Source organism: Agrobacterium sp. 10MFCol1.1, assembly GCF_000381165.1.
GTDB lineage: Bacteria > Pseudomonadota > Alphaproteobacteria > Rhizobiales > Rhizobiaceae > Agrobacterium > Agrobacterium tumefaciens.
The window spans coordinates 290788-304029 of record NZ_KB906077.1; the positions used below are offsets into that span (position 1 = coordinate 290788).

The following is a 13242-nucleotide window of genomic DNA, read 5'->3' on the forward strand; positions in this document are numbered from 1 at the left end:
AGACGGACCGCGAAATTGGGAAAAGGCAGGGGGGAATTCCGGTCTTTTTCGGGGAAATTGAAACGATTTCAAGAATTTGATGCGGAGGATCCCCCTCGCTGATGTTCTTGGACGATTAGCAGGGAAAAAGTGCCCGTGGCAGATACCTCCCATGGAACATCCGGTGTAGCCGAAAGGTATGCATCGTCGCTTTTCGAGCTTGCTTTGGAAGCGGGTGCGGTCGAGGCAGTTGGAGCCGATCTGGACAGGTTCGGCGCACTTCTCGATGAAAGTGACGATTTGAAGCGTCTGGTTGCGAGCCCGGTGTTTTCCGCCGAGGATCAGTTCAAGGCAATCACCGCAATCTGCGAGAAGGCCGGTATTGCCGGTCTTGCTGTCAATTTCCTCAAGGTCGTTGCGAATAACCGCCGTCTGTTTGCCGTTCCCGGCATGATCCGCGCCTATCGCTCCATTGCTGCTGCCCATCGCGGCGAAATTACCGCCGAGGTCACCTCGGCACATGCGCTCGACGAAGCGCAAGAAACTGAACTGAAGGCGGCGCTGAAGAGCGTTACCGGCAAGGATGTGACGGTTTCCGTTACCGTTGATCCTTCGATCCTCGGTGGCCTGATCGTCAAGGTTGGTTCTCGCCAGATCGATACGTCTCTTCGCACCAAACTTTCCACCCTTAAGCTTGCACTGAAAGAGGTTGGCTGATGGATATCCGCGCCGCGGAAATTTCCGCAATTCTGAAAGATCAAATCAAAAATTTCGGCAACGAGGCGGAAGTCTCGGAAGTCGGTCAGGTGCTTTCCGTCGGTGACGGTATCGCCCGCGTCTATGGTCTCGACAATGTTCAGGCCGGCGAAATGGTCGAGTTTCCTGGCGGCGTTCGCGGCATGGCGCTCAACCTCGAGGCCGACAACGTCGGTGTGGTTATCTTCGGTTCCGACCGTGCCATCAAGGAAGGCGACACCGTAAAGCGGACTGGCGCTATCGTTGACGTTCCGGTTGGCCCGGAGCTGCTCGGCCGCGTCGTTGACGCCCTTGGCAACCCGATCGACGGCAAAGGCCCGATCAACGCCGCCAAGCGTTCGCGCGTTGACGTCAAGGCTCCCGGCATCATTCCGCGTAAGTCGGTTCATGAGCCGATGTCGACCGGCCTCAAGGCTATCGACGCCCTCATCCCGGTTGGCCGCGGCCAGCGCGAGCTCGTCATCGGCGACCGCCAGACCGGCAAGACCGCGATCATTCTCGACGCGATCCTGAACCAGAAGGCCATTCACGACAATGGTCCGGAAGGCGACAAGCTTTATTGCGTCTACGTTGCTATCGGCCAGAAGCGTTCGACCGTTGCCCAGTTCGTAAAGGTTCTGGAAGAGCGCGGCGCCCTGCAGTATTCGATCATCATTGCTGCCACGGCTTCCGACCCGGCTCCGATGCAGTATCTGGCACCGTTTGCCGGTTGCGCCATGGGCGAATACTTCCGTGATAACGGCAAGCACGCCCTCATCGGTTATGACGACCTTTCCAAGCAGGCCGTTGCTTACCGTCAGATGTCGCTTCTGCTGCGCCGTCCTCCGGGCCGCGAAGCTTATCCGGGCGACGTCTTCTACCTTCACTCCCGTCTTCTGGAGCGCGCTGCAAAGCTCTCCGACGAAATGGGTGCTGGCTCTCTGACGGCTCTGCCTGTCATCGAAACCCAGGGCAACGACGTTTCGGCCTTCATTCCGACCAACGTGATCTCGATCACCGACGGCCAGATCTTCCTTGAAACCGACCTGTTCTACCAGGGTATCCGTCCGGCCGTTAACGTCGGTCTGTCGGTTTCGCGCGTTGGCTCTGCCGCCCAGATCAAGGCGATGAAGCAGGTCGCCGGTTCGATCAAGGGTGAACTTGCCCAGTATCGCGAAATGGCCGCCTTCGCCCAGTTCGGCTCGGACCTTGACGCTTCCACACAGCGCCTGCTTAACCGCGGTGCCCGCCTGACCGAGCTTCTGAAGCAGCCGCAGTTCTCTCCGCTCAAGACGGAAGAGCAGGTCGCGGTGATCTTCGCAGGTGTCAACGGTTATCTCGACAAGATCCCGGTCGCGCAGGTCGGCAAGTTCGAGCAGGGTCTGCTCTCCTACCTCCGCTCGGAAGGCAAGGCGATCCTCGACACCATCCGCACGGAAAAGGCAATCAGCGACGATACCAAGAGCAAGCTCAAGGGCGCTCTTGATAGCTTCGCGAAGTCTTTCTCGTAATTAGGGCTCTTTTACTCGGACGGATAACGGATGCCTTCACTAAAGGATCTGAAAAACCGCATTGCCTCCGTAAAGGCGACGCAGAAGATTACCAAGGCGATGAAAATGGTCGCCGCGGCGAAGCTTCGGCGCGCCCAGGAAGCTGCGGAGGCCGCCCGGCCTTATTCTCAACGCATGGGCGCCGTTCTTGCCAACATCGCCAAGGCGGTAGAGGCGGACGTCGCTCCGGCGCTGATGACCGGCACCGGCAAGGACAACGTGCATCTGCTCGTTGTCTGCACGGCAGAGCGTGGTCTTTGCGGCGGTTTCAACTCGCAGATTTCCCGTTTTGCCCGCGATCAAGCCCGCAAGCTGATTTCCGAAGGCAAAACGGTCAAGATCATCACGGTCGGCAAGAAGGGTTACGACAGCCTTCGTCGCGAATTCGCAGCTAATATCATCGAGCGCATCGAACTGCGCGAAGTGAAGAAGGTCGGTTTCGAAAACGCCGACCAGATCGCCAAGAAGGTGATCTCCCTGTTCAATGCGGGTGAATTTGACGTCTGCACGCTGATCTACTCGGAATTCAAGTCCGTCATCAGCCAGATCCCGACCGGTCTGCAGCTTATTCCTGCCGCAGTCCCTGTTGTGGAAGAGGTTGAGGCAACGCAGAGCGCCGTCTACGAATATGAGCCTGATGCGGCTTCTATTCTGGAAGACCTTATTCCGCGCAACATTTCGGTTCAGGTTTTCCGGGCTCTGCTCGAAAACGTTGCCGGTGAAATGGGCGCCAAGATGAGCGCGATGGACAACGCAACGCGCAATGCCGGTGATATGATCAACAAGCTGACGCTTTCCTACAACCGTCAGCGTCAGGCTCAGATCACCAAGGAACTCATTGAAATCATTTCGGGCGCGGAAGCGCTCTGAGGTAAGGAAAGAGGGTAAGGATAATGGCTAAGGCAGCTACCCCCAAGAAAACCGCAGCGGTGAACGGCGCGGGCAAGGTTACCCAGGTTATCGGCGCTGTTGTCGACGTGGCGTTCGAAGGCGAACTGCCTCCGATCCTCAACGCGCTCGAAACCGATAACAACGGCAACCGCCTCGTTCTGGAAGTCGCTCAGCATCTCGGCGAAAACGTCGTACGCACGATCGCCATGGACTCGACCGAAGGTCTCGTCCGCGGTCAGGTCGTCGCTGATACGGGCGCTCCGATCGAGGTTCCGGTCGGTCTGGAAACGCTCGGCCGCATCATGAACGTCATCGGTGAGCCGGTTGACGAAGCAGGTCCGATCGTAACGGCCAAGAAGCGCGCCATCCACCAGGACGCACCGTCTTACGTCGAGCAGTCGACTGAAGGCCAGATCCTCGTTACCGGCATCAAGGTCGTTGACCTACTGGCTCCTTACGCCAAGGGCGGCAAGATCGGCCTGTTCGGCGGCGCTGGCGTTGGCAAGACGGTTCTCATCATGGAACTGATCAACAACGTCGCCAAGGCGCACGGTGGTTACTCGGTATTCGCCGGCGTGGGTGAGCGTACCCGCGAAGGTAACGACCTCTATCACGAAATGATCGAGTCGAACGTCAACAAGCTTGGCGGCGGCGAAGGTTCCAAGGCTGCTCTCGTTTACGGCCAGATGAACGAACCGCCGGGCGCCCGCGCTCGCGTCGCTCTGACCGGTCTGACGATCGCTGAAAACTTCCGCGACGAAGGCCAGGACGTTCTGTTCTTCGTGGACAACATCTTCCGCTTCACGCAGGCTGGTTCGGAAGTGTCGGCTCTTCTCGGCCGTATTCCTTCGGCTGTGGGCTATCAGCCAACGCTCGCAACCGACATGGGCCAGATGCAGGAACGCATCACCACCACGAACAAGGGTTCGATCACCTCTGTTCAGGCGATTTACGTTCCCGCCGACGACTTGACCGACCCTGCGCCGGCCACTTCGTTCGCGCACCTTGACGCAACGACGGTTCTGTCGCGTTCGATCGCAGAAAAGGGTATTTACCCGGCTGTTGACCCGCTCGACTCCACCTCGCGCATGCTCGACCCGATGATCGTCGGTGAGGAACACTACGAGGTTGCCCGTAAGGTTCAGTCGACCCTGCAGCGCTACAAGTCCCTTCAGGACATCATCGCCATCCTCGGCATGGACGAACTGTCGGAAGAAGACAAGCTGACGGTTGCCCGCGCCCGCAAGATCGAGCGCTTCCTGTCGCAGCCGTTCTTCGTTGCCGAAGTCTTCACCGGTTCTCCGGGCAAGCTCGTCGCACTCGAAGACACGATCAAGGGCTTCAAGGGCCTGGTCAACGGCGAATACGACAGCCTGCCGGAAGCAGCTTTCTACATGGTCGGTTCGATGGAAGAAGCCATCGAAAAGGCAAAGAAGCTGACTGCTGAAGCTGCCTGATTATGAATTGGCGGGCGCGTGGTTCGACCACGCGCCTTGCCGACGATGACGGTGAAACCGGAACGGCTTTGCCGGCGTTTTAATAAAAGTCCGTGACGCCCGCGTAATTGAAAAGAAGTGAATAGCCATGGCTGACAGTTTCAAATTCGATCTCGTTTCCCCGGAACGTCTGCTCGTTTCCGAAACGGTTACGGAAGTCGTCATTCCGGCTACGCTGGGTGAGATGACGGTTCTGGCCAATCACGCGCCCACCATGACGACGATCAAGCCGGGCCTGGTGACGGTGAAATTCGCCTCTGGCGAAACCCATAAATACGTCGTTTTCGGTGGTTTTGCCGATATTCTTCCGACAGGTTGCACGCTTCTCGCCGAATCCGCTGTTTCGGCTGACGATATGTCCCCTGACACGCTGCAGAAGCGCATCGATTTGGCCAAGGCCGAAATCCAGGAAGGCAATCATCACCACGAGCATCTGACCAAGCTTGAAAAGCATCTCTACGAACTGACGAACCTGCATGAGGTTCTCGTCGCCGCTTGAAAGCACCGGGCGGGTTCGAAAGAATGACTGTCCACACAATACCCAAAGCAGAAAGCGGCCGTTTCGGTCGCTTTTTTGTTTTCGGCCACTGCCTGTTTTCTTAAGCAGGCAGAAAAATCTGAGTTCTCGTTCCAGTAAAAGCGTCACGGCCCGCTCATTACGTTTGCGGAAATCGATTCCGATTTTCAGGGCGATAGGCTAGACATGAGGGTGAAAAGTAGCATCGCTGTTGTCGATCGAGAGCAGACGAGAAGTCATGTTTCTTGTCATGGAGGGATGATCGCCGTGTCGATAGAAGCCAGTTATCGAAGGGTCGCAAGATCCGCGCTGCGACAGGGCGCCCTCAGCACGGGTGAGCGCGCCGTGCCGGAGGAGGTGCCGGTTGCCTTTTCTTACGGCGGCAGCACCCATGCCGTGATGATGGCTAGTCCCGCTGATCTTGTCGATTTCGCCGTCGGCTTCAGCCTGACAGAGGGCATCATATCGGGACGCAGCGAAATCCGGGCGATAGAGGTTATTGAAGCCGGGCAGGGTTATGATGTCCAGGTGGATCTGATGGACGCCGAGGCTGATGCCCTGCGGGCGAGACGGCGGCATATGGCAGGTCCGGTTGGTTGCGGTCTGTGCGGGATCGAATCCATAGAACAGGCGGTTCGCGTGGTCCCCGATCTCAGCGGCGCGAGAATGTCGATCCACGGTGATGATATCGTTGCCGCGGTGAAAGCACTGAGCGACGCACAAAGCCTCAACCGCGAAACCAGGGCCGTTCACGGTGCGGGTTTTTATAGTCCTCAAGATGGTTTGCTTGCGGTGCGCGAAGATGTCGGTCGCCACAATGCGCTCGACAAGTTGGCCGGTGCTGTCGTGAATGCCGGTATTTCCGCCAAGACAGGCATTGTTGCCGTCACCAGTCGCCTGTCGGTGGAGATGGTTCAGAAGACAGCGATCCTTGGTAGTCCGGTTATGGCAGCAATTTCGGCTCCTACCGCGCTTGCCATCGAAACTGCCGAGAGTGCGGGCATCACGCTTGTTGCGCTGGTGCGGGGTGAAGACTTCGAAATCTTCACCCGTGCGGACCGTGTTATTTTATAATGCCAGTTGCCGGTCGGCATTGGCATCCGGGGTTCGAAGCATACTAAAACTCCGCCCATTCGGGCGCAGCATTTCCGTGAGACCTTGCCGTTGCGTATCGCGGCTGTGGTGCTGTCAGCCTCGTTATTGCAGCGGGTCTTTTATTGATCTGCTGGGCGGATGATATCTGTCCTTCGCGCGATATTCTGAACTGCCGCAACAATTCGTGCAGGTTGTCCGCTTCATTGGCGAGGCCGTGGCTGGCGGCAGTGGTTTCTTCCACCATGGCGGCGTTCTTCTGAGTCGCCTGATCCATGACGTTGACGGCTTGGTTGATTTCTCTCAGACCGTTGGCCTGTTCGCGCGAGGCCTCGACGATGGCCGAGACGTTGGCATCGATTTCGCCCATTTGCGATTGAATATCCCGCAGCGCACCGCCGGTTCTGCCAACCAGATCGACGCCATTGGCGACCTGTTCGCGGGAGGTGTTGATGAGGGACTTGATTTCCTTGGCAGCAACGGCGGATCGTTGCGCGAGTTCCCGCACCTCTTGGGCGACCACAGCGAAACCCTTGCCCGCTTCACCGGCACGGGCAGCTTCCACGCCGGCATTCAGCGCCAGAAGATTGGTCTGGAATGCGATGTCGTCAATGACGCCGATGATGTTGGTGATTTCACCGGAGGAGCGCGAAATCGCGTCCATAGCGGAAATTGCCTGCTGAACGACTTCACCAGAATGTTCGGCATGTTCTCTCGTGCGCAACACCAGTTTCCCGGCCTCGCCGGCGCGCTGGCTCGCATCGGTCACGGTGGTGGTGATTTGCTCCAGCGCCGCTGCTGTTTCTTCCAGCGAGGCCGCCTGCTGTTCGGTTCGCTGCGAGAGCTGATCGGCGGCTATGCGGATTTCACCCGAGCCGGATGCGATTGTCGAGGCATTGTGAGCGATCGTCTGCATGGTGGACTGAAGTTTGCCGACCACGTCGTTGAAGTCCTGGCGCAATTTCTCCATGCTGGGCACGAAGCTGCTATCGAGGCGCTGCACCAGGTCACCCTCGGCCAGTGCCTGCAAGGCATCGGCGAGAATGGTGATGGCGCTCATGCGCGGCGTCACGTCGGTTGCGAATTTCACAACCTTCACCACCTTGCCCGTCTCATCCAATACCGGGTTGTAAGCGGCCTGGATCCATATCTCCTTGCCATTCTTTCCATAACGAACAAATTCGTCCGAGATGAATTCTCCGGATGCCAGCCGCGGCCAGAAATTGGCATAGGCTGGCGATGCGGCATAGGCCGGATCGCAGAACATACGGTGGTGCCGGCCTTCGATTTCCTTGAGGTCGTAGTTGACAGTGGCGCAGAAATTCGGATTGGCGGTAATGATCGTGCCATCCGGCAAAAATTCGATGGTGGCCTGGGAGCGTGAAAGCGCTTCGAGTTTGCCAGCATCTTCTACAGCCTTGATCTTCTTGGCTGTGATGTCGGTCGCTATCTTGACAACCTTATAGGGTTTGCCTGACCTGAAGACGGGGTTGTAGGAGGCCTCGATCCATATGGTCGATCCATCCTTGCGTATGCGGCGATATTCCTTGCCCTGAAATTCGCCGCGCGCAAGAGATTCCCAGAATTCCTGGTATGCGTGCGATGCGACAAATTCCCGGTCGCAGAAGATACGATGATGCTTGCCGACGATCTCTGCGAGATCATAGCCCAGCGTCACACAGAAATTGCTGTTTGCCGTAAGAATATTGCCTTTAAGATCGAATTCTATGACTGCCTGCGATCTGGATATCGCATCGAGCATATTTCGATTGTCTGCGCTTTTCCCTAACCCCAGCATTAACGTCCCCCAAATAGCGGCCTCGGCGCGCGCTGCCGCACAGGAGGTGTGGTCGGCGCCGTATCATGTTGAACAACGAACAGGTTCTGCCGCCAAAGGCAGCAATGCAGGCACTTGCGACTTGTCAGCCTCGGTCAGGTATCGGACCCCGCATGATGTGATGTAGGCGCGGTACTGTTCGTCGGCTTTTAATATTAGATATCTATAATATTAAAATGTTCTTATTTAATAAAAGAGACGGTCATGAAAACAAAAACCGCCGGGCAGGTGCTCCGGCGGTTTGGTTCAATGGTCAATAGTCTCGTATTTGAGCCTTTGTTCTTAGGTTGCCTAAGAACGCGAACCGGCCGTCATGCAAAGGAATTGCAACGATCAGGCGGCGAGATCTTCCGCTTCGGTTCCCTTGAACATCTTTGCAAGGTTCAGGAAGCAGATCATGCCATGTTCGTTGGCAATGATGCCTTCGGAGTAGGACTTGTCGAAAGAGGCCGAGATTTCCGGAACCGGTTGGACCTGATTTGCCGGGATCGTCAGAATGTCCGAAACGCGATCGACGAGCATGCCGATGACCATGTTGTGCACTTCGGCCACCACAATGGCGCTTCTTTCATTTGCGACGGTGCTTTTCATTCCGAGTTTGTGTGCGAGATCGATGATCGGAATAACCGAACCGCGCAGGTTCATGACGCCGATGACGTCTTTCGGCGCGTGGGGAATGGGCGTTGAAGGCGCCCAGCCGCGAATTTCGCGGATAGTCGTCGTCTTCACGCAGAATTCCTGATCGTGCAGGCGGAATGCGATGATTTCGAGCGTCTCGCCGCCAAAGTTGGTAGAGTTTATCATTGCCATCAGAATTCTTCCCAATGCTCGCTGTGGAGGCCAGCGCAAGTGCACCGACACTTGCATATGCGAATTTGGCGTTCTGCCTGGTGCCTGAACAGCCGGAAACAATATTTTCCGCCTTCAATGGAAGATTCGTAGCATGAGATGGTTTCGCAAACCTAAATGCGAAGACTTCAATATTCTTTCTCGTAAAATATACCGGCTGCACCTTCGCCATTACCGCCCGCTTCACCGCGCAGCTTCACGCCGCGCCCGACATCGAGGTTGATGATGGCCTTTGCGCCGGAATCGCCGCTTTGCTGCAGCTCGAGATAGGTTCGCTCGTTGAGATATTTGCCGGCGGAAACGCGGGCCTGGCCTTCGGAATCCGTCGAGATGTCGAGATCGTCGACACCGAGATTGCTTCTGAGCTTGTCGAACAACGAGGTGGAGCGCCCACCGGCAAGCTGTGCTGCCGCATCCGCCAGCCGCGCGATCTGCAAGGCTGAGAGCTTGGACATGGATTGGCCGAAGATCAGCTGTGCCATAACCTCATCCTGCGGCAGAGCCGGGGTTGAGGAGAAGGCGAATGTCGGGTCGTTGGCATTGCCGGAAACCGCAACGGTGATGGTGGCGGAACCAGCGGTGGACTGCGCCTCCATATCCAGAACCGGCACGAGGCCGCCGCCGAAGGTTATCTTGCCCGTATTGAAATCGAGACGGCGGGTGAGAATTTCGAGCCGTCCACGGCGCATTTCAAAACCGCCGGAGATGACGGGAACAGCCGCCGTACCGCGAATGGTCAGATTGCCGGTCAGTTCTGCGTCGATGCCGCGTCCGCGCACGAAGATGCCGCTTGGTGCGTTTACCTGCAGATCAAGATTGATAGTGGATGAACTGCCACTGCCACCCTGATCGTTGCCGAGTGCCTTTACCTGCGCCCGCACCTGCGGCGGGGCGTTCTTGTGCTTGACGTCGATTTCCGTCAGCGAGGCTGGAAGTTTCTCCGGGATGGTGATGGCGCTTCTGTCCAGCGTCAGCTTGCCGCCAAGCACGGGCGAATTCAGAAGCGGACCCTTCAGCGTCAGCGTGCCGCTCACGATGGTCGTCACCAGCGTGCCATCATTGTAACCGGCGCGGTCCAACGTGATCGTGATGTCGGCTGGAAAGCCCGAACCGCCCGTTATACCGACGCTACCCGTTCCCGAGATCGTTCCACCGCCGGCAAGCTTTCCCGTCAGCCGGGAGATGATGGCGCGATCACGATCGAAGGTGACCGTTGCAGCCAGCCCGTTGACCGTGAGGTTACGGCGCACATCGGTCAGTCGTGTACCATCGGTGGTGATGCTGCCGGTAACGACAGGCGCGGAAGCGCTGCCGGAAATCTTCACATCGATGGCGGCGGTGCCGTCCACATCGAGGCCCTGTGCTGCGGTTTGTGCGGCAACGGCGGAGAAGGGCAACCTCCCGGAAAAGGCCATGGAAAGCGGGCGGTTACCGGCAATGCCGAGGGAACCGCCGCCCGAAAGCGACATGCCGCCCTGACCGGTTACATTCGTATCGATCTGCAGGGTGCCGCCGGCGAAACGGCCGTTTGCCTTGATGCCGAGCGCTGCAAGCCCTGCCGCACGCGTCTGGGCAACCTCGGCATTCGTCCAGTTCAGATTATAATCGACCGCCGGGTCTGAAGCCGTGCCCTTGGCGCTGACCGTTCCGGATATACTCCCCGCCGCATCCAGCCCGGTGGCGAAGGCATTTGCGAGGTTCGCGGGAAGCGAGCGGATATTGGCGTTGATGTCGAGTATCGAACCCGCCGTGCCGTTTACCTCGACGCGCCCGTCGCCGGTGATGATAGTCAGACCGGAGATGCGGGCCGTGCCGTTCTCGATCGCAATTGTACTCGGCTTTTCAAGCCGTACGGCAATGCCCTTGGGGGCGGCCGAGAAGGCATCGAGCCGCACGGTCATCGGCGATCCTGCGGTATTGGCACTGCCCTTTACCACGAGCGGCGCATTGTCGTAGCGTCCGTTGACATCGAAGTTGGTGGTCGTGCCGGAATGGCCAATGGTTGCATTCAGCGCCGAAATCGCCGCGGTGCCAGCATTGACGCTGTCGGCGCTGACCTTGCCGTTGATGGCGAGCGCCTGAAGGTCGTCAATGGAGATATCGGCAGCGAGCTTCGAAATAACCGTTGTGCCCTGGCGGATACTGCCGCCATTCGCCTTTATCGTCGCGGCAATCCGGCCGTTATCGTTACTGAGTACGATGTCGCCGGCAATATCGCCATCTGCCTGTTGCGCGGCAAGTGCCGCCAGCAGGGCCAAGTCCGGGAAATTGAACGACAGATTGCCAGATGGCAGGAATTGTTGCGAGAATTGCAGCTTGCCGTTCAAGATGTTGCGACCCACTGCCACATGAAGCTCGGGTATTGCCGTGCCGTTTTCTGTCTGCACCACATTGGCGTTGGCGTCGATCTTCTGCCGGTCGAGGCTGCCGCTGGCGGTCAGTTTTGCCTGCGGTGCGGCCGGATCGGCCTTGCCTGCGGCATTGACCTTCAGGGCTTCAAGCTTCCGTCCGGCAAGAGTGGCACTTTCGGAGCTTAAGGTGACATTGAAGTCGGGCGCGGCAAGCGCGCCGCTGGCTTCAATTGCAAAATCGGCAACGCCCTTTGCCTGTGGCGTCAGTTTTTCGAGAGCGGGAAACTTGCCCGTCAGATTGGCGCTCAACACGTCGTCTTCGAGACTGACATCACCTGTAGCTTCAATTGTTCCGGATTTGACCACGAGGTTCTGAACGCTTGTGCGCCCGCCAATGATCAGGTCGATATCGCCCTGCAAAGCGATGGTGGTATCGAATTTTTCCGCCAGCGCTGGCGGCAGGGTGGCGGGCAACGCAAAGAGCTGCACGCTGGATGTCAGGCGATTGTTGGCGAGGTCGAAACTGCCGTTCAGCGTTCCGCCGACACTGGCGCTCTCCAGCGTCGCGCCGTCAAAGCCGATGGTCGACGAGGTGAGGCTGACCGGCGCCTTGATGGTGACCGGCGCACGCACCAGCCGGTCGATATCCGGGCTGACGAAGGACGATTGTGCCACGGAGAGAATGGTGTCGATGGTGCCGCTGCGATCGGCAATGTTGAGATTGCCGCTCCTGGCCGTCAGCTTGACATCATCAAGCCTCCCCTGTGGGAGGGAAAGGCTGCGCAACGATGCCGTGGTGTTGAGATGAGCGGCATCAGCGTTGCCCTTCAGGGAAAGATCAATGCCATTGATGAGGGCCTGGATCTCGCCATTGTTCAGCGGCCAGCGGAAATCCACTGGCCCGGCGGTGCCGATGAGATTGGCACTAAGATCGTTCTGGCCGTTCGGATCCACGGTGCCCGAGGCCGTCAGCAGCAATGTGCCGGTTTCCAGCGTGCTGCTGCCGATTTCGATGCGCCCCTGCGGTGAGAGCGTGGCGTTTGCATCAAGTTTCGTCTCGCCGGCGAAAAGCTGTCGGAAAGCGGGGGGCAGAAGCAGATCGGGCTGGCCGCCGCCTGCGACCTCGATACGCCGCGTGCCGTCGTCTCCAAGTAGATGGTGGCCGGTGACGTTGAGCACGGGGTTGCCGGCGACGTTGCCGCGCAGAGTGCCGGTCCAGTCAGAAAGCGGACCTTCACCGTTCACATCGATCGCCACGGCGGGTGTGCCCGGAAGCGAGAGCAGCGTGGCCAGAAGCCCGCCGTCGGGCTCCTTCATCTCCGCTTTCAACTTCAAGACATTTTCATTCGGCAGAAACGCGATGTCTGCATTGACCGCAGCGTCCGGCGTGCTCTGCCGGTGGGCAGTGAGCGATAGCCTGATATCGTCCTGCGCGGCCTTGAGATTGCCCTCGGCGGTCAGCTCGAAGTCGCGGCCAAGAAGGGATTGTCCGAGGCTAATATCGGGGAAATCGAAACTGTCGATGTCGATTTCAATCGGCAGGGACGAACTGCCGGAGCTTTTGGTCGATGTTTGCTCAGCGGGAAGCGGTTTGCGATCGACATCAATCGATCCGGCCGACACCCGGTCGGCGTGGAAGGTTCCGGCAAGAAGCGAGAGCGGCGACCAGTCAACGGCGATCTGGTTCACACGGGCGTAAGGTCCCTGCCGATCCGCAAGAGTAACATTGTCGAGCCGCAGGCGACCGGTCAAAAGACCGCTGGGTGGAGAGATTTCGATTGTCTGGTCGGGCGTGGAAACGAGCGATGAAATCTGCTTTGCGGCAATTCTTGCACCCATCGGGGTAAGACCGACGAACAGAACCGCAAGCAACACCAGCACCACGCCGCAAAGAGCAGCGTAGCCCAGCCATTTCAGCAATCGAATCAACGTTGTCATCAAGCGT

General features: G+C 58.1%; 9 protein-coding genes. 6 read left to right on the forward strand and 3 right to left on the reverse strand.

Features of this window, described 5'->3' with window-relative positions; translation table 11 throughout:
- The first annotated feature begins 129 nt into the window (after positions 1 to 129).
- From F617_RS0116665 to fdhD, 6 genes are all read left to right on the forward strand, one after another.
- The gene (locus tag F617_RS0116665) at positions 130 to 696 is read left to right on the forward strand and encodes a F0F1 ATP synthase subunit delta (RefSeq protein ID WP_026330904.1); all 567 of its coding nucleotides are present in this window, start codon (positions 130 to 132) and stop codon (positions 694 to 696) included.
- Positions 696 to 2225, forward strand: coding sequence for a F0F1 ATP synthase subunit alpha (gene atpA / locus F617_RS0116670; RefSeq protein ID WP_003516747.1), 1530 nt, complete (start codon positions 696 to 698; stop codon positions 2223 to 2225). The genes F617_RS0116665 and atpA overlap by 1 nt, the downstream gene beginning before the upstream one ends.
- 30 nt (positions 2226 to 2255) lie before the next feature.
- Complete coding sequence (locus tag F617_RS0116675) at positions 2256 to 3134, forward strand: F0F1 ATP synthase subunit gamma (RefSeq protein WP_003516748.1); 879 nt, start codon at positions 2256 to 2258, stop codon at positions 3132 to 3134.
- A gap of 23 nt (positions 3135 to 3157) precedes the next feature.
- Positions 3158 to 4612 (forward strand): F0F1 ATP synthase subunit beta, encoded by a 1455-nt coding sequence (atpD, locus tag F617_RS0116680; RefSeq protein WP_003516750.1) that lies wholly within the window; start codon positions 3158 to 3160, stop codon positions 4610 to 4612.
- Between the two features lie 127 nt (positions 4613 to 4739).
- The gene (locus F617_RS0116690; protein ID WP_003516751.1) at positions 4740 to 5150 is read left to right on the forward strand and encodes a F0F1 ATP synthase subunit epsilon; all 411 of its coding nucleotides are present in this window, start codon (positions 4740 to 4742) and stop codon (positions 5148 to 5150) included.
- A gap of 276 nt (positions 5151 to 5426) precedes the next feature.
- The gene (fdhD, locus tag F617_RS0116695) at positions 5427 to 6242 is read left to right on the forward strand and encodes a formate dehydrogenase accessory sulfurtransferase FdhD (RefSeq protein WP_019566062.1); all 816 of its coding nucleotides are present in this window, start codon (positions 5427 to 5429) and stop codon (positions 6240 to 6242) included.
- Positions 6243 to 6285: 43 nt separating this feature from the next.
- On the opposite strand, the gene F617_RS0116700 is transcribed toward fdhD, so the two are convergent.
- The 3 genes from F617_RS0116700 to F617_RS0116715 form a co-directional block, all read right to left on the reverse strand.
- The gene (locus F617_RS0116700; RefSeq protein ID WP_026330905.1) at positions 6286 to 8058 is read right to left on the reverse strand and encodes a methyl-accepting chemotaxis protein; all 1773 of its coding nucleotides are present in this window, start codon (positions 8056 to 8058) and stop codon (positions 6286 to 6288) included.
- A gap of 372 nt (positions 8059 to 8430) precedes the next feature.
- Complete coding sequence (locus tag F617_RS0116705) at positions 8431 to 8907, reverse strand: chemotaxis protein CheW (RefSeq protein ID WP_003504949.1); 477 nt, start codon at positions 8905 to 8907, stop codon at positions 8431 to 8433.
- Positions 8908 to 9074: 167 nt separating this feature from the next.
- Positions 9075 to 13235 carry a translocation/assembly module TamB domain-containing protein gene (locus tag F617_RS0116715; protein WP_019566065.1) on the reverse strand — a complete coding sequence of 1387 codons (4161 nt, stop codon included), beginning with the start codon at positions 13233 to 13235 and terminating at the stop codon, positions 9075 to 9077.
- Positions 13236 to 13242 lie beyond the last annotated feature (7 nt).